Origin of the sequence: Brevundimonas sp., assembly GCF_030656255.1 — a bacterium.
Taxonomy (GTDB): Bacteria; Pseudomonadota; Alphaproteobacteria; order Caulobacterales; family Caulobacteraceae; genus Brevundimonas.
This window is the reverse complement of the sequence record NZ_JAUSOE010000076.1, coordinates 1-23,731: the sequence shown is the minus strand read 5'-3', so window position 1 is coordinate 23,731 and position 23,731 is coordinate 1. Positions and strand designations below refer to the sequence as shown.

Below are 23,731 nucleotides of genomic sequence, written 5' to 3'. Positions count from 1 at the left end.
GGTCTCGTCCAGCAGCGGTTTGGCGATGGCGTTCTGGGCGGCCAGCAGGGCGCGGTCATCGCCCGAGGCCTCGCCCGTGCCCATCATCGCCTTGCCCATTTCGGACATGAAGGCGCGCACGTCGGCCAAGTCCAGGTTGATCAGGCCAGTCAGGATCATCAGGTCGGTGATCCACCGCACGCCGGAGTGAAGCACCTGGTCAGCCATGCCGAAGGCGTCGGCGAAAGTGGTGCGTTCGTTGGCGACGCGGAACAGGTTCTGGTTCGGAATGACGATCAGGGTGTCGACATAGCGCTGCAGCTCGGCGACGCCCGCGTCGGCCAGACGCATGCGGTGGCGGCCTTCGAAGGTGAAGGGCTTGGTCACGACGCCGACGGTCAGGATGCCGCGATCGCGCGCGCATTTGGCGATGACGGGCGCTGCGCCCGTGCCGGTGCCGCCGCCCATGCCACAGGTGATGAAGACCATGTGCGCACCTTCCAGGTGCTGATGGATCTCGTCAGCGGATTCCTCGGCGGCGTTCATGCCGACTTCGGGGTGGGCGCCCGCGCCCAGGCCCTGGGTGATCGTCTCGCCCAGTTGGATGCGGCGATCCGTCTTGGCGAAGCTGAGGTGCTGCGCGTCGGTGTTGGCCACGACGAACTCGACCCCTTCAAGGCCGGCGTCGATCATATTGTTCACGGCGTTGCCGCCGGCGCCGCCGCCGCCGAACACGACGATACGGGGCTTCAGTTCAGTGTGTTGCGGCTTGACCAAAGAGAGCGACATGTTTTTTCCGACCTTCCGAGCCCTGGACCCCTTGGCACCAAAGCGATTACCCCGCCGAATCGCTTTGGTTATGAGCGCGTTAATGATTGCGCCCACGAGGGTTAAGAGAAGGTTACGGCGATAATGTGAGTCGGACGCGAGAACAGCACAAACTCCGAGCTTGGCTGGAGAATTCCTGGCACATCACAAAAAAGGGCGGCCTTTAAAGGCCGCCCCCTCCTGCAATATCGCCGTTTTTAGCGGCGGAAGTTCAATCCGATGAAGTAGCGCGTGCCGTATGGGTCGAAGTTCGAATACAGGGTGTACCCCAGCCACGGCGCCTGTTCCGCGCCGAATGCGTTCACGACGCCCGCACGGAGCGTCAGGTCGTCGCGGACCTTGTACCGCACCGTGAAGTCGTGACGGGCAAAGTTGCCGGTGTCCATGTACTGAACCGCGCGGCTATCCGCATTGGCAACAAAAGTACGCGCCTGAACAATGTCTTGCGCCGTCTGCCAGTCAACGGTCCAGTTTACGCTGAGCGCATTGATCGGGGTCCAGGTCGCCGACGACGTGAAGCGGACGCGAGGATAGTACAAGTTCGAGTCCTGGCCCGTATAGTCGTTCGGGTTCTGCGCATTGTTGAACTGCTTCTGTTCAATCAACCACGTCCCGCCGATGCTGTAGTCCAAACGCCCCCAGTTACGTCCAATCATTTCGTCGAAATCGACGCGGTAGCGTGCGTCGAAGTCCAATCCACGCGTCGAACGCTTGGCGTAGTTGAGCGAGCCTTGGATATAGCCGCCCAGCGGGTCACCCTGGGGAGCGCCGACGCCAAACGGAACATTAGGGTTGTTGCGGAAGATGGTGGCGCAAGCCGCAGCGTTCAACGTCGGACCATCGACGCAGTTTGCGGCCGCCACCGCAGGCGTCACAGCAGCAATCACGTTGGTCAGCTCGATCTCGTAATAATCAAGAACGAGGCTGAAGTTCGGGATGAAGCGCGGTTGCAGCACCGTCGAGAAGGTGAAGCTTTCCGACTCCTCGGGCTGAAGGTTCCGATTGCCGCCCGAGACGCCGGAGATGCTGCCGGTACCGTAGAGGATGCCGAAGTCGTCGGTGTTCTCCGGCGTGGCGCCGGCAAAGTCGAAGGTCAGGCCCTGCTCCTGCGCGAGAGCAGTACAGTTGCGAACGCGGTTCTCCTTGTACTGGGCGTTGGCCGCCGCATTGATATTCGCTGTGGTGCAAGGATCATTTGAACCAGTGAAGGAGAAGGTTTCCGAGTAAGGTTCGTAAATCTCGCTAAGATTCGGGGCACGCAAAGAGGTGTTGTAGCTGGTCTTGAATGCGATATCGCGAATCGGTCGGTAGACGAAGTTCACGCCATAAACGTCGCCCGTGCCGATCGTCGAATAGTCGAATGTGCGATACGAGGCGCTAAGTTCGGCGTAATCGCCCAAGAACGATTCCCGGAACAGCGGTAGAGACAGTTCGCCGAAGAACTCGTCGCTGGTGTATTCCACGCCCTCCATGTCGGGCGAGGTGTTCAGGAACAGCAAGCGATCGCCGGTTTCGCGATCGCGACCAGTAGCTTCGGTGTACTCGCGACGGTGCTCCGCACCCAAGGCGACGCCGATCGGGCCGGCACCCCAGAAGTCCCAGAGTTGGCCGGAGACGCTGCCTAAAAACTGCTCCTGCTCATTGCGCTCGGTGACGCCGACTTCTGCGTAGATGTACTCCAACGCTTCAGCGCTTTGGTTGCCATCGCCAAAGATGTTCAACGGCTGGCACTGGTCGATCGCAGAACGACCAGTTACGCTGTCTCTAACGTCGCCACCACGCACGGCGTCGTTGATCGCGCGGCCTTGCGCATCCAGCAACTGGACGCGGCAGACGATCTGCCCTGCCTGCCCGTTTACGGCGCCGAATGTATCGACCACTGCGTCAGCCGCAAAGGCCATCCGCTCGACATCCACGCCTCGCTCGCGGTTCGTGACCTCGACTTGACCGTAGGTATAGCCGGCGTCCCAAGAGATATTCTTCACGAAGGCGAACTGATCGTAGTCGCCTTCAAACGAAATTACGCCGCGAAGCAGATCACGGGTGTTCTGCTGGTTCCGATCCGGGCCCCGCAGAGCAGATCGCGCATAGGGCGCGGCCGCAGTGCCCAGCAATTGGCCGCCTTGGGTGGTCGTGGGCGCGCTGTAGATGTTGATCCGGTTGTTCTGGATCGCCGACTTCAGGTTCGTCGGAAGATAGGCGTTGTCGCTCAGCCGGATGTCAAACGCACTGGAGGAGCGGATGGTGGACACTGACGTCGCACCGGTCCGGTCTGAGATAAAGATGTCGAAGAAGGTCGGCTGACCCACATCGAAAGTATCTTCGGTGATGTACTTCAGTTCCGCATGAGCCTTGACATTCGGCGTCACCTTGAAGGTTGCGCCCACTTGGTAACGCTGCGCCTCGGATTAAGGCACCTGAGAGTACTGACCGTATTCAGAGGCCAGTTCCCCGTCTCCGCCCACGTTGAGCACACGCTGCAGGCCAGTGCCGACGCGGGTTCCAAAATCAGCCAGACGCGCATTGGCACCGTCAAATACGTAGGTATAGCCTGGGTTTAGCAGGGTGCAGTTTGTAGAGTTATAATTGCCGGCAGCCGGGGCAGTGGCGTTGACCACGCCGCAGTTAAAGTAAGAGACATCGGGATCATTCAGCGGGCTTCCCGGCTGGTTGTTCGCCAAAGTAACAACGCCCCAACGCAGGCGCTGCATGGTACGCAGGTTGCTGAAAAGCGCGGCGTCCGTAATGCCATCATATGGGGTGGCGACCGGGTCAGCATCGACACCGACCAGAGCCGTCGAACGCCCCATCCAGCCGATATCAGCCGTCTGGACTTCATCCAGCTTTTCATACTCTCCGAAGGCATACAGGTTCAGGCGGTCGTCAAAAAAATTCTTGCCCGTCAGGATGGAAATGCGCCGGTTCAGTTCGCCGTTATCGTTCTTTTCGCCAACGTTGGCGTCAATCTCAAGACCATCGAAGTCTCGGCGTGTGATGAAGTTTACCACACCCGAAACGGCATCAGCGCCATAGACAGACGAAGCGCCACCTGTGACGATCTCTACATTCTGGATCAGCAGTCGCGGAACCGCATCAACGTCGACCGACAGCGAGCCCCCGCTGGAACCCACATGGCGACGACCGTCAACCAGCGTCAACGTGCGACCAGACCCTAGCGAGCGCAGGTTGGCGAATGACAAGCCACCGTCATTCAGGTTGCTACCAGTAGTGTCTGATGGCACTACCGAGTTCGACAAAGCTGGAATAGTTGCCAGATAGTCGATCATCGTGTTCTGCCCCGAGGTCAGGAGCGTTTCACGAGTCACTTGGATCAAAGGGGTAGGGGCAGTTGTTGGATCGCGACGAATGCGAGATCCGGTAACTACGATCTCCTCCACATTAGCCGCCGGCTCCTCAGACGTAGCCGAGTTTTGCGCTTGGGCAAATGACGGCGCTGCAGCCGCCAACATGCCGGCTAAGAACGTCAAGCCGAGCAGAATTTTGCGTTTGGAAATCATAACTATGAAAAGCCCCCACCAAGAATCGCTCCGGCGAAGGCCGGCGCAAACATGAAGGGTTTTTAACAAGAAGAAGGCAAACAGCCATCATTTTAGACACATTTGCATCAAGTTCGAGCGTCACTGTATCTCGACAGTCACATTTTTGACCACACGAGACGGCAAAAATTTGGAGAAACCTGCCCAGGATTGGGCGAGTTTTCAGGTTACGGCCCAACCATTCGTGTTACAATCAGACAATTTTACCTCAAACCGTCACATGACGGCGAATGGTATATCGGCGCAATAAGAACACAAACGAGACTGATGTGGTGAGTTGATCTCGCACTTCGCCCCTAGGACGAGCGGGGCGCGGTCATTAGTTTTGCGACTGAAAGCCGAGGCGGCGGCGACGAGGTGGACGTCTTCTCACCCCCTCTGATGGCCCACTACAGGTTGTCCCGCAACCAGCCCGCGACACGCCCCACCACATTCCCGCGATGAATTCGTGGCGCATCCGCCGCCGTAATCTGCCGCGCCATCAGCTTCCTAGCGGACACGGCCTCGCGCGGGCCGTAGGCGGCGCGCAGCAACACCCCTGCCGTAGCGCAGAAGGCCGGGCCGGAGGCGGCGTCGGCCAAATGTGGCGCGCGTTGGGGTTTTCCGAGGCGGACGGGGCGGTCGAACACCCGCACGGCCAGTTCGCGCACCCCGTTCAGCTGGCTGGCACCGCCGGTCAGGACCAGGCCTGCGCCGGGCTCAAGGCCTACGCCGGCGTTCTTCAGCCGGTCGCGCAACAGTTCCAGCGTCTCTTCCACGCGTGGGGCGATGACGGTCTTCAGCATGGCGCGCGGGACGATGACCGGGCCGGCCGAGGCGTCCTCGCCGCGCGGCGGGGCCTCCAGCATTTCGCGGTCTTCATTGGCGCTGGCCATGGCGGAGCCATGCAGGGTCTTCAGCCGTTCGGCCCCAGCCTTGGACGTGGACAGGCCGCGCGCGATGTCCGACGTGACATGATCGCCGCCGACGTTCAGACTTTCGATATGCAGCAGCGACCGGCCGCCCCAGACCGCGGCGCTGGTCGAGCCGCCGCCCATGTCGATACAGACGGCGCCCAGGTCCATCTCGTCCTCTTCCAGCGCGGCCAGGGACGAGACGACGGGCGCGGCGGCCACGCCCTGCAGGTCCAGGTGCGCCAGCTCGAGGCAGTGGCTCAGGGTCGTGAAGACGTTCTCGGCCATGGAGACGACCAGCAGGTCGAGCCCCAGCGAGCCGCCGCGCATCGAACGCGGATCATGCACGCCGCGCGCGCCGTCCACCGACCAGGCGATGGGCAGGACGTGGATGGGCCGACGGTTGGGCAGACGGATCTGGGCCAGGGCCATGCCGATGGCGCGCGCCAGATCGGCGTCCCCGACCGGATTGGCACCCAGGGACACCCGGGCCTGGACCCGGTGGCTGGCCATCTGGCCGATGGCGGTGGTGACGACGACGCCGGAGACCGGGCTCTGGGCCGCGCGCTCGGCGCGTTCGACGGCGTGGCCGATGGCCTGGGCCGCCTCGTCCATATTGATGATGGCGCCGCCCTTCACGCCCTTGGACTGGACGTGGCTGGCCCCCGCGACGCGGATAGTGCGGTCGGCGTGGCGCACGCCGTCCGGCTTCATGATGAAGCACGAGACCTTGGACTGGCCGATGTCCAGGGCGGCGATCACGGGGGCGCGGCCGGCGCGGGGGTCCATGCCCCGGCCCTGGTCGTTCGCCGATCCGCGCTGTTTGCCCGCCATGTCGTACTGGTCCTTAAGCGTCGGCGGCGGGTCGCACCGCGACCTCGTCCGGAGTTCTGAGATCGACCCGGGCGAAGCCCAGGTCGAGCAGGCGTTCGCGCTGATCCAGCGCATCGAGACGGATCAGGGCCGCCTCCTGTTCGACGGCGGGCAGCTGGATCAGACTGCCGTCCTTCAGACGCAGGTCCCAGCGGCGCTCGTCCACCCGCACCAGGGCGTCGATCCGGCTCATCAGCCGCGGGCGCTGGGCCAGCAGGGGCAGAACCTCGCCGGCGGCCATGTCGGCGCCCTTGCCGACGACCAGAGGCAGGGTCGGATAGCGGCGTGCGTCGGCGCCCTTGATAACCTGGCCCTGGGCGTCGATGACCTTGATCTGGCCGGCGTCCTGCCAGACGGCCAGACGGTCATGCTCCTTGATCTCGACGATCAGGGTGTCGGGCAACAGGCGCACCACGCGCGCCTCGCGCACCCAGCCGACGCCCTGCACGCGTTCGCGGATGGCGTTCAGGTCCAGGCTGGTGATCGGCTGGCCCGAATACAGGCCCAGCGCCTGCTGGATGGCCGGTTCGGCCTCGGCCGAGGCGCCGGTGATATGAACCCGCTTCAGCGTCAGCCCCATGCCGGCGGTCAGACCGTCGACGCCGTGCGACACCGACTGGCCGATCCGCTCGGCACGGGCGCCGGTCGCCAGAACCCCGATCACCAGCAGGGCGCTGGCGCCCAGGGCGATCAGGGCTGTGCGGGGCGAAACATCGATACGGCCGATGGCGGCCATCTTGCCGGGGATGGCGGACGCGGGCTTGGGCGCGCCGCCGCGCGAACGCCCGCCCCCTTTGGACGCCGCGTTGCGCTTGGGCGCCTGACCCGAACTCTGTCGCCGACCGCCGCGAACTACCGCGGGCATGAGGCGTCCTCCACCATCCACCGTACCAGTTCTTCGTAGCTCATTCCGGTATGGGCGGCCTGCTCGGGAGCGAGCGAGGTCGGCGTCATGCCCGGCTGAGTGTTGACCTCCAGTAGAACAAGATCGTCCTTAACATCGTCATAACGGAAGTCGCTTCTGGACACGCCTTTGCAACCCATGGCGACGTGCGCCGCCTCCGCCTGACGCAGGGCCGCCTCGAAAACGGCGGGCGGCAGGACGGCGGGCAGCACATGGACCGAGCCGCCCGGCGCATATTTGGCTTCGTAATCATAGAAGCCCTTGGTCGGGGTGATGTCGGTCACGGTCAGGGCGCGCGGGCCAGACTTTTCCCCGATCACCGCGACGGCCAGCTCCTTGCCCGCGATATAGGGCTCGACCATCACCTGTTCGCCATAGGTCCAGCCAGGCTCTCCCACCTCGGCGACCGGGCGATTGGCGCCCTCGCTAACCAGATAGACGCCGACGGACGAGCCCTCGGCGTTCGGCTTGACCACATAGGGGGGCTCGATCACGTGGCGCGCCGCCACCTCGTGCCGGTCATACAGACCGCCGCCGGGCACCTTGACGCCCGCGGCCTTCAGCACGGCTTTGGACTTGTCCTTGTCCATGGCAAGGGCCGAGGCCAGAACGCCCGAATGGGTGTAGGGAATCCGCAGGGTCTCCAGCACGCCCTGGACGCAGCCGTCCTCGCCCCAGGCGCCGTGCAGACAGTTCAGCACCACATCGGGCTTGATCAGGCCGGACAGCACATTGGCCAGGTCGCGCCCGGCGTCCACGCGGCTGACGCGCACGCCCTGCCGTTCCAGCGCCTGGGCGCACTGTTCGCCGGAGGTCAGCGACACCTCCCGCTCGGCGGAAAGACCGCCCATCAGGACGGCGACATGAAGGTCTTTGATTGCGCGGGTCATCGGCGGCTCCAGAGCTGTCTGGATGCCGCGCAGGTTCTTAACAGCGCGTCAACCAAACGGCCTCGGACATCATTGCGAAGCCTCGACTGGGGATGTTTCCACCACGACGACCGGCGTCGCTTCAACTGTGACCGCAGGCACAGGCGACGCTGGGGCGGGAGTCACGTCCAGGGCGTAGAGATAGGCGCCCTGGCACTGTTCCCGGTCGCCATAGGACCATTCGGCCGCCCTATGACGCACCCCGGCCGTGGCGGCGGGCGCCGTCGACGCCAGCAGGTCGTCCGGCACGCGCATGTCCGGCGCCAGCTGCTCGCCCGACAGGTCAAAAGCGCCCGCGTAAACCGCCTCGCCGTCACTGACGTCGAAGCCAGTAGCGCCGAGGCAGAAGTGGGTGATGTACTGTCCGACATTCAGGGCGCTGAGCCGCCAACGGCCAGGCGGCACGGAGAAGGTCTGGGTCACGGCGCGCGTGCGGTCGCCGCGCACGGCGCCGCGGTTGGGCAAGGCGACGGCGAACAGCGCCGGTCGGCCGTCGGCTTCCCAGCCATAGACGTCGGGGCGCGGCCCCGCGCGGGTGAAGAACAGGGTGCGTCCGCCCTGCTCCGCCATTCCGGTCAACCGAACAGTGACAAGGGCGCTCCCCTCGGTCAGGGCGACGTCCTCGGGCTTCATGGCGCGCGGGGGGCGGGCGCTGCGCGGCGCCTCGGGACCCTTCCGCGCGGCGGCGGGCTCGGTCGTGTCCGGCGCCAGGGATTGGAGGCTGAGGGACGGCTTGTCGAGGTCGCCCGAGCGACCGATCACCACCGTCGTGCCGCGTGCGGCGTCATTGTCGTAGACCCGAACCACCTCGCCTGCGGGCTGATCGGCGCCGACGCGGGTCGCCAGGGCGGCGCGCAGCGCCGGCTGCTCCAAGTCCGCCAAAGTCTTGCCGTCTGCCTCTTCCAGCCGCACGACGCGCCAGCCGTTGACGACCATGCAATTTTCCAGATTGGCGGCGACGCCCCGCCGCTCCTGCATGCCGTTGACGGCGCCTTGGATGACGCCGACGACCAGTGCGCCCAACAGGCCGCCGGCCGCCGCAGCGCCCGCCGCTCCGTTGTCGTCAGGCTGGCGCATCCGCCGCGCCTCTACCACACAGGCGCGTACGGCGGCGTCGTGCTGGTCGATGTCCGCGCCCGCGCGGTTGAAATAGGCGTAACCGGCGCTGGATCGCGTGATGTCGACACGTGGCCCTTCGCTGCCGACGGCCGCGCCGACGGGCGCGCGCGTGACGAGTTGAGCCTGAGCCGGACCGGCCACGGCGGCCAGGACGCCCACGGCGGCGATTATGCGTTTCATCTGCGGTTCTCCCCCGAGTCCCGCTCCGCTAACGCTGAGTCGCCACGTCAATCAATCGCAGATCTACGACAGAAGCCGACCGATCCGCTTGATTTCCCAGTCCAGCTGAACGCCGGTCTTCAACAGGACGTCGGCGCGCACCGTCTCGCCCAGGCCTTCGATGTCGGCGGCGGTGGCCTCGCCGGGGTTGATCATGAAGTTGGAGTGGATTTCGCTGAACATGGCCCCTCCCCCGGTTTCGACGTGCAGCTTGCCACGCCAGCCCGCCTCGTCGACCAGTTTCCACGACGAATGGCCGGGCGGGTTCTTGAAGGTCGAACCGCCGGTCTTCTCGCGGATCGGCTGGGTGGTTTCGCGGCGGCTGGTGATTTCGGTGATGCGGGCGGCCACGGCCTCGGGCGCGTCCGGCGTCCCGCGATAGGTCGCCTCGACCCAGAGGATCTCGGCCGGCGCCTCTGAATGGCGATAGGTGTAGCCGAAGTCGGCCAGGGCGTAATCGACCCGCTCGCCCGCCCGCGTCAGCCCCCAGGCCGAGACCAGAACATCCTTGGTCTCGGAACCGTAACAGCCGGCGTTCATGGTCAGCGCCCCGCCGACCGTACCCGGAATCCCGGCGTAGAATTCCAGCCCGGCGATCCCCGCCTTGGCCGAGGCCTTGGCCACCATGGAGTCCAGCGCCCCGGCGCCGGCCGTGATCGTGTCGCCGTCCGTCGTCACCTGCGCCCAGGCCCGACCCGCCAGACGGATCACCACCCCCTCGACCCCGCCGTCGCGCACGATGACGTTCGATCCGACGCCCAGCACGGTCACCGGGACGGACGGGTCCAACGCCTTCAGGAAGTCAGCCAGATCCTCGGCGTCCGCCGGAATGAACAGGGACTCGGCCGTCCCGCCCACGCGGAACCAGGTGAAGGGCGCCAAAGGCTCGTCCCGCAGCAGCTTGCCGCGCACGGTGGGGAGGTTGTCACGCCAGGTCATCAGATATTCCGCTCATCCCCGCGAAAGCGGGGACCCAGTTCTTTCACACGACGAGCGCCCGGACACAGACCCGCGCTCTCAATCCAATACAGCACGCCCAAACCACTAGGCCCCCGCTTTCGCGGGGATGAGCGGAAAGACTATGCCAACGCCTCCAGTTGCGCCGGCAGGCCATAGGCCCAGCTGGTGATGTCGCCGGCGCCCAGCAGCACGACCACGTCCCCCGGCCTCGCCTCTTCCTTGATCAGGCGCGGCAGGACGGCGGCGTTCTCCAGCGCCTGGACATGGCGGTGGCCATAGCGGCGGATGCCGTCGGTCAGGGCGTGTTTGTCCACCCCCTCGATCGGCTGTTCGCCCGCCGGATATACGTCGGCGACGATCACGCTGTCGGCGTCGGAAAAGGCCGTCGAGAACTCGTCCATCAGGTCGCGCAGCCGGGTGTAGCGGTGCGGCTGGACCACGGCGATGACCCGGCCTTCGGTCACCTGGCGCGCGGCCTTCAGCACGGCGACGATCTCGACCGGATGGTGGCCATAGTCGTCGACGATGCGCACGCCGTTCACGACCCCGGTGGTGGTGAAGCGCCGCTTGACCCCGCCGAAGCCGGCCAGACCCTCGCGGATCGCCTCGTCCGACACGTCCAGCTCGCGCGCCACGGCGATGGCGGCCAGGGCGTTGGAGACATTGTGCCAACCGGCCATCGGCAGGTGCAGGTTCTCGATCCGATGGGTCTCGCCGTTCTGGATCACGACATCGAACCGGCAGCCGTCCGGCCCCATCTCGCAACCCTCGGCCCGCACCATGGCCTGGGGATTGATTCCGTAAGTCACAAGCCGCCGGTTATCGATCGAGGCGACCAGTTTCTGCACCTCGGGATGGTCCAGGCAGACGGCGGCGAAACCATAGAAGGGGATGTTCTCGACGAAATCGACGAAGGCCTTCCGCACCGCGTCGAAGTCGCCGTAGTGGTCCAGGTGCTCCGGGTCGATATTGGTCACAATGGCGACCGTCGACTTCAGGCGCAGGAAGCTGCCGTCGCTCTCGTCCGCCTCGACCACGATCCAGTCGCCGTCGCCGACCTTGGCGTTGGTGCCATAGGCGTTGATGATGCCGCCGTTGACCACCGTCGGGTCCAGGCCGGCCGCGTCCAGCAGGGCCGCCACCATCGAGGTCGTCGTGGTCTTGCCGTGGGTGCCCCCGACCGCGATCGAGAATTGCAGCCGCATCAGCTCGGCCAGCATCTCGGCCCGGCGCACCAGGGGGATGCGGCGCTCGCGGGCGGCTTTCATCTCGGGATTGTCGGCCTTGACCGCCGTCGAATAGACCACGGCCGACACGCCCTCGCCCAGGTGGGCGGCGTCGTGGCCGATGAAGATCCGGGCGCCCAGTTTCTCCAGTCGTTCGGTGTTGGCGCTGGCCTTGGCGTCCGAGCCCTGAACCGAATAGCCGATCTTCAGCATGATCTCGGCGATGCCGCTCATGCCTATGCCGCCGATGCCGACGAAATGGACAGGACCGAGGTCGAACGGGACGGGGCGAAGGCGAGCGATCATCCAATGCGCTTAGCAAGGGATCGGGCGGAATGCACGGGGGTGTCTGCGTCCAATTCCGACGTCGGGGCGTGATAGGCGGCGCGCAGGAGGAAAGGCACGACAAAGAACATGGTTCGGTCGATTTCAGACTATTCAGACGATTCAGACCCTGTTTTTCCATGCCGGGGTCTGAAACGGTCGCGGACCGGCCGTCTACGACTTTAGTCGATTGGCCTTGCGGAAGCTTGTCGTGCAAACAGGCGTTTGAAGGACCGTGCGGCGGTCAGGCAGGAGTACAGTCGTGGGCAAACTCAGCACCCCTATAATCTTCGGCGCCATCGCCATTCTGGGGGCCATATCCCTGGGCGTCATCGCCTTGCACCAGGGCGAGAGCATCAGCGCGGTCTGGATGGTCGTGGCGGCGGTCTGCACCTACGCCATCGCCTATCGCTTCTACAGCCGCTTCCTGGCCAACAAGGTCATGCAGTTGCAGCCCTCGCGCCCAACCCCGGCGGTGCGGCGCGACGACGGCCTCGACTATGTACCCACGCCGCGCAACGTCCTGTTCGGCCACCACTTCGCCGCCATCGCCGGCGCGGGGCCTCTGGTCGGGCCGGTGCTGGCCGCCCAGATGGGTTATCTGCCCGGCGTGCTGTGGATCCTGGTCGGCGCGGTGCTGGCCGGCGCGGTGCAGGACATGATCGTCCTGTTCATGTCCACCCGGCGCGACGGCAAGTCCCTGGGCGACATGATCCGCACCGAAATGGGCAATATCCCCGGCATCATCGCCCAGGTGGGCGTCTTGATGATCATGGTCATCATCCTGGCCGTCCTGGCCCTGGTTGTGGTCAAGGCCCTGGCCGAAAGCCCGTGGGGCACGTTCACCGTCGCCGCCACCATCCCCATCGCCATCTTCATGGGCCTGTACACCCGCTACCTGCGCCCCGGTCGCGTGGGCGAGGTCTCGATCATCGGCGTCGTCCTGCTGATCCTCGCCATCATCGGCGGCGGCCATGTCGCAGCCGATCCCTTCTGGGGCCCCGCCTTCACCCTGACCGGCCCGACCCTGGCCATCCTGATGATGGTCTATGGCTTCATCGCCTCGGTCATTCCGGTCTGGCTGCTGCTGGCGCCGCGCGACTATCTGTCGACCTTCCTGAAGATCGGCGCGATCGTCGCCCTGGCTGTCGGCATCCTGATCGTGCGTCCGCATCTGCAGATGCCGGCCGTCACCCCCTTCATCGACGGCACCGGCCCGGTCTTCGCCGGCGCCCTGTTCCCCTTCCTGTTCATCACCATCGCCTGTGGCGCCGTCTCCGGCTTCCACGCCCTGATCTCCTCGGGCACCACGCCCAAGCTGCTGGAGAACGAGAGCCAAATCCCGCTGATCGGCTATGGCGCCATGCTGTGCGAAAGCTTCGTCGCCGTCATGGCCCTGATCGCCGCCACGGTCTTGGACCCGGCGGTCTATTTCGCCATGAACAGCCCGGTCGCGATCATCGGCAATGACGCGGTCTCGGCCGCCGCCGCCGTGGCCCAGTGGGGCTTCCACATCACGCCTGGCGAGCTGGAGCAACTGGCCCGCGACGTGGGCGAGAACTCGATCCTGTCGCGCGCGGGCGGCGCCCCGACCCTGGCGGTGGGCATGGCGCACATCCTGTCCAGCGTCATCGGCGGCAAGGCCATGATGGCCTTCTGGTATCACTTCGCCATCCTGTTCGAGGCCCTGTTCATCCTGACCACGGTCGACGCCGGCACCCGCGTCTGCCGCTTCATGATCCAGGACCTGCTGGGCGTGGCCGTGCCCAAGATGCGCGAGACCAAGTCCTGGGGCGCCAATGTCGTGGCCACCGCCCTGACCGTCGGCCTGTGGGGCTATTTCCTCTACACCGGCGTAGTCGATCCCCTGGGCGGCATCAACAGCCTGTGGCCCCTGTTCGGCATCGCCAACCAGATGCTGGCCGCGATCGCCCTGATCCTGGGCACCGTCGTCCTGTTCAAGATGAAGCGCGAGAAATACGCCTGGGTCACGCTTGTTCCGACCGTCTGGCTGCTGATCTGCACCCTGACGGCAGGCCTGCAGAAGCTGTTCCACCCCGAGGTCCGCATCGGCTTCCTGGCCCACGCCCGGAAGTACCAGGAGGCCCTGGGCGCCGGCGAGTTGATCGCCCCGGCCAAGAGCGTCGGCGACATGCACCGCATCATCGTCAACGACTACGTCAACTCGGCCCTGACGGCGGGCTTCCTGTTCGTGGTCGTGACCATGGTGGTCTATGGCGTCCTGGCCTGCCTCAAGGCCTATCGCAACAACCGGCCGACCGTGCGGGAATACCCCGAGGCGCACGAGCTGACGGCGGCCGACGACGCGGCGGACGTGGCCCGTGCCTAGGGTAGCCGCGCCTAACCCCTCCAACGAGGACCTGCTCTGCCTGTGCCGCGACACCGCCCTGCGGTGGGGTCGCGGCGTCAGGCGGACGGCAGGGGCCATGATTGGCCAGCCCGACTACGACGCCTATGTCAGCCACGCGGCCACGACCCATCCGGACCAGCCGCCGCTGGACAAGATCGCCTTCTTCCGCCTGCACGAACAGCGTCGCTTCGGCGGCTCTGGCTCGTTCAAATGCTGCTGATCTAAAGCCCGCTGGGCGGCTCGGCGGACCGGACCCGGTCCGCCCCCCGGGCCTGGAGCGCGGCGATGGCCGCCTCCAGCGTCGGGTCTTCGCCCGCGCGGCGCTGGCCCACGGTGCGGGGCGCCGCGATGTCCGGCGTGACGCCGTGTTTCTCCAGCCGCACCCCGCCCGCCGTGACGAAATTCGCCCGGCTCAGAGTCAGCTTGCCCCCATCCGGCAGATCCGTCTCCTGGGCGATCAGGACCGAGCCGATGGTCTTTTCGCCCACCACTATGCCCCGCCCGGCCTCCTGCAGGGCCGCGGGCGTCAGTTCGGCCGCGCTGCGGCTGCCCCGATCCACCAGGACCGCGACCGGATTGGCCACGGGCGCGCTGCGGTCGCCGCAGTCGCCTGAGGCCCGCAGGGTCACGGGCCGCCCGTTCCGTCCGGTCCGGGTCGCCCAGATCTGATCGCGCGGCAGGAAACAGGTCAGCACCGACTCCGCCTCCCACAGCCGGCCGCCGGGATTGGCTCTCAGGTCCAGGATCACGTCCACATCCGACGGCAGGCCGTCCAGCTCGCCGCCCAACCAACGACCCAGCCCCGCATCGAACTGCTCCACCGTCAGCACCAGAACCCCCGGCCGGGACTTGTCGGCCGTGAACGGCTGCGGCCCGTCCATCAGTTGCGGGGTCAGGATGGTGTCGCGGCGCGCCCCGGTCTCGTCCGTCAGGACCAGATGGACCGGCGTCCCCTCCTGCACCTCGACGTCCGGTCCCCACGGCCGACCATCGACGCTGTCCAGGGTCCAGCCCAGCTGCACCCCCGCCGCCTGGGCCGGAGAACCGTCGCGCACCCGCTCCACCGTCCACAGATCGGGATCCTCGCCCCGCATCAGGGTCATGCCCATGACGGCCCGGCGTGCATACTGGGCGTCCTGACGGCGCACTGCGGCCGGCGGGCTGGCGCCGGCGTGGCCGTCGTCCAGCAGGTCGAGCATGGTGTTGACGACCCGGTACAGCGCCCGGTCATCCGAGGCCGCCAGGGCCTGGGGCCGAAACCGATCGCGCGCCGCGCCCCAGTCCACCCCATGCAGATCGGGATCGTAATAGCCGCGCCGCACCTCGCTCCAGACCGTGTCGAACACCCGCTGGTTCATCCGCGCGCGCTCGCGGCTCGGCGCCGCCACGACCGCCGCCGGGGTCTCGGCGTAGGCCAGGGCCGCCGGCCCGCCGCAAAGGGGCAAGCTGAGCAACAAGAGGCTGGAAAGCCGGGCGGAACCTTTGACGGACATGCGGGCCATGTGACGTAAGACCGGTCCCGTCCTCAAGTCACGAATATGCGTTATTCGGGAATACGCGCCCCGTCCCAGGCGAAAACCCCGCCGCTGTCGGCCGGCGTCAGCGCCGCCATGACCGCCAGCAGCCGTTCGGCGGAATAGTCGGGCGTGAACAGCCGCCCCTCCGCCACCCCCTTCTGGAACGGCGCGCTCAGGCCCGTATCGACCGTGCCGGGATGCAGGCCCGCGATCACGGACATCGGATGGCTGCGCGCCATCTCGATCGCCAGATTGCGCAGGATCATGTTCAGCGCCGCCTTGGACGCCCGATAGCTGTGCCATCCGCCCAACCGGTTGTCGCCGATCGACCCCACCCGCGCCGACAGGGCCGCGAACACCGCCCGCCGGTCGCGCGGCGTCAGCGGCAGCAGGTGTTTCGCCGCCAGCGCCGGCCCCACGGCGTTGACGCGATAGTCCCTGAGCATGTGATCCGCCTCAAGCTGCCGCAGGCTCCGTTCGGGCTGGAACCCGTCATGCAGCACACCCGTCGCCAGCACGATCAGCGTCGGCGCCGCGCCCTGGCCGATTCGTCGCGCCGCCTCCGCCAGACTGACCTCGTCCTCCAGATCGGCCGCCAGGGCCTGTGCGCCCGCGACCTCGCTCCCGGTTCGCGAAATCGCCCAGACGGTCTGGTGCGTCCCCTGCGCGATCAGGCGGTCCACCAGGGCTCGACCGACGCCGCCCGTCGCCCCGATCACCACCGCCGATCCGTTCATCCCGTCTCCCCTCGCGTTTCGTCCCATGATAGGGGCGCGGCATGAACATCACCACGGTCGGCCTCGATGCCGACGACACCCTCTGGCACAACGAGACGATCTTCCGCCTGACCCATGCGCGGTTCGTCGATCTGCTGGACGATCACGGCGACGCGGCCACCATCGAAGCGCGACTGGCCGAGACCGAGCAGCGCAATCTGCGGCTCTACGGCTACGGCGTGAAAGGCTTCACCCTGTCGATGATCGAGACGGCCATGGAGCTGTGCGACGGCGGCGCGCCGCCCGAGGTGGTGCGCGAAATCCTGGCGGCCGGCCGCGAAATGCTGGCCCACCCGGTCGAGACCCTGCCCGGCGTGGACGAGGTGGTCGCCGAACTGGCCGAAAACTACCGCCTGGTCCTGATCACCAAGGGCGACCTGCTGGACCAGGAGCGCAAGCTGGCGGCCTCGGGCCTGGGCGACCTGTTCGCGGCGGTCGAGATCGTCTCGGAAAAGGACCGCGCCACCTACGACCGCGTTTTCGCTCGCCACGGCACCGGCGCAGCCGAGGCCGTCATGGCCGGCAATTCGATGAAGTCCGACGTCCTGCCCGCCATCGCCGCCGGGGCCTTCGGCGTCCACATCCCCTATCACGTCACCTGGGCCCACGAACTGGCCGACGCCCCGGTGAACGAGCCCCGCTACGTCTCGCTGAGCCGCATCGCCGAACTGCCCGACTGGATCGCGGCCATCGCGGATCAGGCGTAGCCGAGCAGCGCCCTCAGGCCGGGAGCCTGGAAATCAACAAGCCGTTTCTGCTGTTCTGGCAGCGTCGCCGGCAGAACCATCCCGTCCGGCAGTTGAAGGTTCTCCCGCGCAGTGCGGCTCAGCTTGCGGTCGGAACCGACAAGAATTCGCGCCCTCCAATCCTCGGGCAAGGCAATGCCGCACGCTTCTAGCAGGGCGCGGAAATAGGCCTCGGCCTGCGGTGTCTCGATGGTCTTTAAGGCGTTCAGAATGTCCTCGTACCGCACCAGGTAGACGCCCGTACCCAACCAGGCTGCGGCATTGTGGGTGAACACGTCGACCAGGGCCGGGGTCTTTGCGTGAACACCGAAGATCATCATGTTGATCAGGGCTTCCGGGCTGAACACGCCGGACTTCAGATGCGCCAGATTCTCCTGGTGAAACGCATCGGACACAAAGAACCGAGCACGGGCCAGAACCCAGTCATAGGGATCGCGCACCAGAAGCACATGCCGAGCGGTGCGTACATTGGCTAGGGACTGATCGCTGAACAGCAGATGTGCGGCGGCCAGTTTCGGCTCATGCGGATTGAAGGCGGCAAGGTGCAGATGCATGTTCGGCACCTGGACGAAGTCGCGATCATAATGCTGTTCCACCGGCACGAACATGCGAACGATGTTGCGCAGCAGGTGAGTGCCTCCCTTGGGCACGCTGTTCAGCAAAACCGGCTGCTTCAACGGCGCCTGATCGAATTTCGCCACCTCTGCGTCGAGCGTGTCTTTGATACCTGAGATGATAGCCATGAGCCGACCTTAGCACGCCGTGTTTCACGGACGCTTCCCGAGATGAATCAAAAGGGGCGGCGGATCGCTCCACCGCCCCTCTCGATGATTGCCTCAACCTCAGACGGTCAGAACGACTTGGTCACGCGGATGAAGGCGCGGCGGCCGTAATAGGCTTCGGTGTACTGCGAGGCCAGGATCGAATTCCCAGTGGTCGAGTACTCGCCGATCGTGGTCGAGGCTGCAGGCGGCTTCTCGTCGAAGACGTTGGCGACGCCGCCCATGATCTTCCAATCATTGAATTCGTAGGCCAGCGAGGCGGTGTGGAAGCCAGTGAACTCGGCCTCCGCCTTGACCTCGACAGTACGACCGTCGATCGTGATGTAGGGCGAGCCGTTGCCATCGAGGAATTCGCCGAAGCTGGACTGGTTACCGATCCAGTCGAAGCCCCAGAACGCCGTCCACGGGCCGCGGTTGAAGCCCAGATTGATGTTGCCGACCAGTTCGGGATAACCCACTTCACCCAGCGGATCGCTGAAGTTTCCGGCGAACAGCGACGTATAGTTCTCCAGGGTCCAAGTCGTCTGACTGTCGAACGTCAGCGTCCCCCACGGCGTATCGTTGATATAGCGGACAGTGAAGTCGAGGCCGCGGTTTTGCTGCTCCGCGATATTGATGAAGCTATCGCGAACCTGTGTGATGCCCAGATTGGGGTCACGGTCGAACTGGTTGCAGATCGGATCGGACGGGAAGTTGTCAGACAGATAGCAGGCCGACAGGATGCCGCTGGCGCCCAGATTGGTGACCTGATCGTTGATCTCGATCTCGTAATAATCAACCGCCAGACTCAAGCCGCTGTTCGGCGGCGTGATGATCACGCCCAGGACCGTAGATTTGGAGGTTTCCGGCTCCAGCACGCCCAGACCGCCGCCCGTCGTGATCGTCGCGGAGGAGTTGCCGCCGGTCCAGTCACCCCCAACCCCGCCGCCCGGTCCAGCCGGATTGGTGCAATTGTTGTACAGTTCCTGGGTGACGGCGCCGTCTTCCAGACGCTGATCCAGGTTCAGGCAGGGATCAATGTTGCGCTGACCGACGAAGCTGGTCTGATCGGCCAGATACAGTTCGAACAAGGCAGGCGCACGGAACGAGGTGCCGTGGGTTGCGCGCAAGCGGATCGCGTCCGTCACCGCCCAATTCAGGCCCACCTTGTAAGTCGAGGCGTTACCCGACGTCTTGGTGTCAGTGTAACGGCCCGACAGCGACAGATCGAGGGTCTTGATGAAAGGCACGTCGGCGACCAGCGGGACCGCCAGCTCGGCATAGGCTTCGCGGGTGTCTTCCGAGCCCTCGGTGATGCCGGCGCCCGACAGGCCCCAGCTGTTGTTCGCCAGAGTCACTTCGCCGGGGGTGTCGTTGATTTCGTCACGGCGGATATGGAAGCCCAGCGCCAGACCCAGCGGGCCAGCGGGAAGTTCCATCAGGCTGCCGGCGATCGAACCCTCGACATAGGTCTGTTCGTAGACGGTGTTGCCCGTCTCAGTATCGAAGAGGAAGGCGCGTTCCTCGGCCGTCAGGTCGCCGCGCAGGACGCGGGGGTCGCTGAAGTCCATGTCGATGCAGGGACGACCGCTGATCGGCAAGTTGGAACCCACGCAGCTTGAGGTCTTGAAACTGGTGGAATCCACCGCGTCGTCCAGAAGCACATCCTGCGTATAGTCGCCGTCCGAGTGGCTGTACTGGGCGAAAACGTCCCAGGTCCAGTTGCCGCGCGAGCCGACCTTCAGATCGCCCCGCAGGCCGACGACACCGCGGATATAGTCGACCCGCTGCGAACTATCGAAGTGATCGGTAACCGGCGTGGCGCTGAGCAGATTCAGGCCCGAGAAACCGCTTACGGGATCACCGCCCGAACCCGGACCATAGTAGAAGTCCAGGAAGTCGTTCGTATAGGTGTAGTTCCAGTATTGGCGATAGCTGTCAGTCCGGCTCTCGCGACGGTTCAACAGGAACTCGCCATAGGCTTCGACACCACCGCCCAGCTCATAGGCGCCTTCGACGAAGACGGTGTAACGCTCGACCTCGGGAACGACGGTCTCTTCTTGAGCGAACGGATGGCTGGCGTTGACGACCGCTCGCGATGCGGCGTCATAGTTGACGAGGTAGAATCCGTCCGGCGCTGTCGGATAAAGGGCGCTGGTCGCGGGGTTGGTCGGGCGCGTGGGAATATAGTTCCCCAGATTTCCGTCATAATCATATTGGAAGCGACCGGCGCGACCCGAGAAGTCGGGGCCGTAAACATAGACCTGCCCCCAAAGGGTATCGTTGCAGGTCGGTTGTCCCGTGCGCGGATCAATGCGGTCGGCCCGGTTACGCGTACCCGGCTCGAACACATATTGGTTCTTGCAGATCAGGTAATCGCGATCGCCCGCCTTCAGAGCTTCCTGGCGATAATAGTCGGCCGACAGATTGACGTAACCACGGTCGAACTTCTTACCGTAGGAACCGGAGATGTTGTACTGCTCGCCACCGCCGTCGAGCGGCGCCGTAGCGAACGCGCTCATTTCACCACCGTCAATGGCGCGGTTGGTGATGAGGTTCACCACGCCGGCGACGGCGTCCGAACCATAGATCGAAGAAGCGCCGTCTTTCAGGATGTCGACGCGGTCAATGGCGGACTGCGGGATGACGTTCAGATCGAAGGCCGAGACTCCGCCACGGGTGCCCGCCGGACCGGCGCGACGACCGTTCAGCAGCACCAGAGTACGGTTTGCGCCAAGTCCGCGCAGCGAGATGGTCGAGGCGCCCGGTCCGCCGTCGGTCACGAAGGCGCTCGAGATCGTGGCGTTCACCTGCGGCGAGCCTGCCGCGATCGTGGACGACTGCAGGAATTGCGCGGTATCGCTCAATCCGCGCTGCTGAGCACGCTCGGACGTCAGAACCTGAACCGGATCGGAACTCGTGAACTCGTTGCGAGGAATGCGAGACCCTGTCACCACGATCTCGCCGACTTCAGCAGCGGCTTGGGCTGCATCCCCGCCCTCAGCAGTCGCGGGCGTATCCTGCGCAGCGGCGGGAAGGGCGACCATAAGGCCAATTACGGAAAACATGCTGCCCGCGAGCAACCGAGAACGACGATATGACAACTTCTAACCCCTCTGGATAATTCGGCAGCCCGCAAAACACTCGGCTGCAACGCAACGCCCCAAATGTCGGGCACCCATCAATAAACACACTAATGCCACTTACTGGTCGCAACCAAGGACTAAATGTGGCTTTACCGCAACAGAACCACGACAAAACCTATATGTTGCGATGCCCCGATTGGCGCCGCCGTGATCGATGACCCAAGGGCGCCGATGGAACGACGGCTCCCGATCCCTTTCGATGATGTTTCCGGTTGCCCCCCCGCCCCTCCCTCTCTAAACGGGCCGCTTAACCGACAACCCGACGCGCGCTCCGCACGGCATCGCCTTGCGGCGACCACGCGCGCGCAACAAACGAAGGATCAGGTCGCCCCTTGGACGCCTCGGACATCAGTCATGACGAACGCGACGCCATGGTGCGCGCGGCGCTGGCCGAACAGGGCGACAGCGGCGTGACCCCGCGCCATACGCTGTTCTTCTTCCTGGGCGACGAAGACGCCCATGGCGACCTGTGCGAGGTGGCGCGGCGCGCCGGCTTCATCGCGCGCGGCGACGGCGACATGACGATTCTCGAGACCACCATGGCCGTCGATCCGGAGAGTTTCGCTCCGGTCTCGGCCATGATGCAGACCTGGGCCGCGGCCTTCCAGCTGGACTATGACGGCTGGGAATGCGCGGTCGTGACCCACTAGTTTAGTCGAACAAGAACAAGAGGCCTCCCCATGCCCAAACGTACGGACATCCAGTCCATCCTCATCATCGGCGCCGGCCCGATCGTCATCGGCCAGGCGTGCGAGTTCGACTATTCCGGCGTCCAGGCGTGCAAGGCGCTGAAGGCCGAGGGGTACCGGGTCATCCTGGTCAACTCGAACCCCGCCACCATCATGACGGACCCCGAGGTGGCCGACGCCACCTATATCGAGCCGATCACGCCCGAGATGGTCGAGAAGATCATCGCCAAGGAACGCCCCGACGCGCTTCTGCCGACCATGGGCGGCCAGACCGCGCTGAACACCGCCCTGGCCCTGGACGCCTCGGGCGCGCTGAAGAAGTACGGCGTCGAGATGATCGGCGCGAAAGCCGACGTGATCGACAAGGCCGAAGATCGCCAGAAATTCCGTGACGCCATGGACAAGCTGGGCCTGGAAAGCCCCCGCTCCAAGGCTGCCCACTCGATGGAAGAGGCGCTGGAAGGGCTGGAGTTCGTCGGCCTGCCCGCCGTCGTCCGCCCGTCCTTTACGCTTGCCGGCACCGGCGGCGGCATCGCCTTCAACCGCGAGGAGTTCGAGGAGATCGTGCTTCGCGGCCTCGACCTGTCGCCGACGACCGAGGTCCTGATCGAGGAATCGGTGCTGGGCTGGAAGGAATACGAGATGGAGGTCGTCCGCGACACGGCGGACAACTGCATCATCATCTGCTCGATCGAGAATATCGACCCGATGGGCGTCCACACGGGCGACTCCATCACTGTCGCCCCTGCGCTTACGCTGACCGACAAGGAATATCAGCGGATGCGGACCGGCTCGATCAACGTCCTGCGCGAGATCGGCGTCGAGACGGGCGGATCGAACGTCCAGTGGGCCATCAATCCGGCCGATGGTCGGATGGTGGTGATCGAGATGAACCCGCGCGTGTCGCGCTCGTCGGCGCTGGCGTCCAAGGCCACCGGCTTCCCCATCGCCAAGGTCGCCGCGCGTCTGGCCGTCGGCTACACCCTGGACGAACTGACCAACGACATCACCCAGGTCACGCCGGCCTCGTTCGAGCCCAGCATCGACTATGTCGTCACCAAGATCCCCCGCTTCGCCTTCGAGAAATATCCGGGCTCGGAGCCCCTGCTGGGCACCTCGATGAAGTCGGTGGGCGAGGTCATGGCCATCGGCCGGACCTTCCAGGAATCGATGCAGAAGGCGCTTCGCGGGCTTGAGACCGGCCTGTCCGGCTTCGACGAGATCGAGATCGAAGGCGTCGCCGATGTCGAGGACGCCGGCGCCGCCCGCGCCGCCGTGGTCCGCGCCCTGGGCATTCCCACCCCCGACCGCATCCGCGTCATCGCCCAGGCCTTCCGCCACGGCCTGACGGTGGAAGAGGTCAACGCCGCCTGTTCCTACGAGCCCTGGTTCCTGCGCCAGATCGCCGACATCGTGCGCGAGGAAGGCCATATCCGGGTCAAGGGCCTGCCGACCGACCCGACCGAGTTCCGCCGCCTGAAGGCCAAGGGCTTCGCCGACGCCCGCCTGGCCCAACTGACCGGCGCCACCGAAAAGGACGTCCGCACCGCCCGTCGCGGCCTGAACGTCCGCCCGGTCTTCAAGCGGATCGACACCTGCGCGGCCGAGTTCGCCAGCGCCACGGCCTATATGTATTCGACCTATGAGACCGGCGCCCTGGGCCAGATCCCCGAGTGCGAGTCCCAGCCGACGAACAAGAAGAAGGCCATCATCCTGGGCGGCGGTCCGAACCGGATCGGCCAGGGGATCGAGTTCGACTACTGCTGCTGCCACGCGGCCTTCGCCTTCGACGACATCGGCGTCGAGTCGATCATGGTCAACTGCAACCCCGAGACCGTCTCGACCGACTACGACACCTCCGACCGCCTGTATTTCGAGCCGCTGACGGCCGAGGACGTGCTGGAGCTGATCGAG

The 23,731-nt window shown here is 65.2% G+C and carries 18 protein-coding genes; 5 read left to right on the top strand and 13 right to left on the bottom strand.

Going from position 1 to position 23,731, the window contains the following annotated elements; genetic code table 11:
• From ftsZ to murC, 9 genes are all read right to left on the bottom strand, one after another.
• A partial coding sequence (gene ftsZ / locus Q7J26_RS07990; RefSeq protein ID WP_304935937.1) for a cell division protein FtsZ occupies positions 1-768 on the bottom strand: 768 nt, incomplete at its 3' end.
• 236 nt (positions 769-1,004) lie between these two features.
• A complete protein-coding gene (locus Q7J26_RS07985; protein ID WP_304935936.1) occupies positions 1,005-3,194 on the bottom strand; it encodes a TonB-dependent receptor domain-containing protein in 2,190 nt (729 codons plus the stop codon).
• A 21-nt stretch (positions 3,195-3,215) separates the two neighbouring features.
• Positions 3,216-4,325: a TonB-dependent siderophore receptor gene (locus tag Q7J26_RS07980; protein ID WP_304935935.1), complete on the bottom strand. Its 1,110-nt coding sequence runs from the start codon at positions 4,323-4,325 to the stop codon at positions 3,216-3,218.
• 428 nt (positions 4,326-4,753) lie between these two features.
• Positions 4,754-6,046: a cell division protein FtsA gene (gene ftsA, locus Q7J26_RS07975; RefSeq protein WP_008263640.1), complete on the bottom strand. Its 1,293-nt coding sequence runs from the start codon at positions 6,044-6,046 to the stop codon at positions 4,754-4,756.
• 58 nt (positions 6,047-6,104) lie between these two features.
• A complete protein-coding gene (locus Q7J26_RS07970) occupies positions 6,105-6,995 on the bottom strand; it encodes a cell division protein FtsQ/DivIB (protein WP_304935934.1) in 891 nt (296 codons plus the stop codon).
• Complete coding sequence (locus Q7J26_RS07965; RefSeq protein WP_304935933.1) at positions 6,983-7,924, bottom strand: D-alanine--D-alanine ligase; 942 nt, start codon at positions 7,922-7,924, stop codon at positions 6,983-6,985. Before Q7J26_RS07965 ends, Q7J26_RS07970 begins: the two co-directional genes overlap by 13 nt.
• Before the next feature lie 69 nt (positions 7,925-7,993).
• Entirely contained in the window at positions 7,994-9,262 is a 1,269-nt protein-coding gene (locus tag Q7J26_RS07960; protein WP_304935932.1) for a hypothetical protein, read from the bottom strand.
• 63 nt (positions 9,263-9,325) lie between these two features.
• Positions 9,326-10,240, bottom strand: coding sequence for a UDP-N-acetylmuramate dehydrogenase (gene murB / locus Q7J26_RS07955; protein ID WP_304935931.1), 915 nt, complete (start codon positions 10,238-10,240; stop codon positions 9,326-9,328).
• A 140-nt stretch (positions 10,241-10,380) separates the two neighbouring features.
• Positions 10,381-11,793 (bottom strand): UDP-N-acetylmuramate--L-alanine ligase, encoded by a 1,413-nt coding sequence (gene murC, locus Q7J26_RS07950; protein ID WP_304935930.1) that lies wholly within the window; start codon positions 11,791-11,793, stop codon positions 10,381-10,383.
• A 280-nt stretch (positions 11,794-12,073) separates the two neighbouring features.
• Here murC and Q7J26_RS07945 point away from each other — a divergent pair, with 280 nt between their 5' ends.
• Both Q7J26_RS07945 and Q7J26_RS07940 read left to right on the top strand, forming a co-directional pair.
• Positions 12,074-14,161: a carbon starvation CstA family protein gene (locus Q7J26_RS07945; protein ID WP_304935929.1), complete on the top strand. Its 2,088-nt coding sequence runs from the start codon at positions 12,074-12,076 to the stop codon at positions 14,159-14,161.
• Positions 14,154-14,402, top strand: a complete 249-nt coding sequence (locus Q7J26_RS07940; protein ID WP_370651925.1) for a YbdD/YjiX family protein — start codon at positions 14,154-14,156, stop codon at positions 14,400-14,402. Before Q7J26_RS07945 ends, Q7J26_RS07940 begins: the two co-directional genes overlap by 8 nt.
• 1 nt (position 14,403) lies before the next feature.
• On the opposite strand, the gene Q7J26_RS07935 is transcribed toward Q7J26_RS07940, so the two are convergent.
• Both Q7J26_RS07935 and Q7J26_RS07930 read right to left on the bottom strand, forming a co-directional pair.
• Positions 14,404-15,675 carry a S41 family peptidase gene (locus Q7J26_RS07935; RefSeq protein WP_304935928.1) on the bottom strand — a complete coding sequence of 424 codons (1,272 nt, stop codon included), beginning with the start codon at positions 15,673-15,675 and terminating at the stop codon, positions 14,404-14,406.
• A 50-nt stretch (positions 15,676-15,725) separates the two neighbouring features.
• Positions 15,726-16,436 (bottom strand): SDR family NAD(P)-dependent oxidoreductase, encoded by a 711-nt coding sequence (locus Q7J26_RS07930; protein ID WP_304935927.1) that lies wholly within the window; start codon positions 16,434-16,436, stop codon positions 15,726-15,728.
• Between the two features lie 41 nt (positions 16,437-16,477).
• Between Q7J26_RS07930 and Q7J26_RS07925 the strand changes: the two genes are divergently transcribed.
• The gene (locus Q7J26_RS07925) at positions 16,478-17,182 is read left to right on the top strand and encodes an HAD family hydrolase (RefSeq protein WP_304935926.1); all 705 of its coding nucleotides are present in this window, start codon (positions 16,478-16,480) and stop codon (positions 17,180-17,182) included.
• On the opposite strand, the gene Q7J26_RS07920 is transcribed toward Q7J26_RS07925, so the two are convergent.
• Both Q7J26_RS07920 and Q7J26_RS07915 read right to left on the bottom strand, forming a co-directional pair.
• A complete protein-coding gene (locus Q7J26_RS07920) occupies positions 17,173-17,964 on the bottom strand; it encodes a hypothetical protein (RefSeq protein WP_304935925.1) in 792 nt (263 codons plus the stop codon). The genes Q7J26_RS07925 and Q7J26_RS07920 overlap by 10 nt on opposite strands.
• 107 nt (positions 17,965-18,071) lie before the next feature.
• Positions 18,072-21,029 (bottom strand): TonB-dependent siderophore receptor, encoded by a 2,958-nt coding sequence (locus Q7J26_RS07915; protein ID WP_304935924.1) that lies wholly within the window; start codon positions 21,027-21,029, stop codon positions 18,072-18,074.
• 431 nt (positions 21,030-21,460) lie between these two features.
• Here Q7J26_RS07915 and Q7J26_RS07910 point away from each other — a divergent pair, with 431 nt between their 5' ends.
• Together Q7J26_RS07910 and carB are read left to right on the top strand one after the other, a co-directional pair.
• Positions 21,461-21,778, top strand: coding sequence for a ribonuclease E inhibitor RraB (locus tag Q7J26_RS07910; protein WP_304935923.1), 318 nt, complete (start codon positions 21,461-21,463; stop codon positions 21,776-21,778).
• 30 nt (positions 21,779-21,808) lie between these two features.
• The coding region (gene carB / locus Q7J26_RS07905; RefSeq protein ID WP_304935922.1) for a carbamoyl-phosphate synthase large subunit at positions 21,809-23,731 on the top strand (1,923 nt) is incomplete at its 3' end.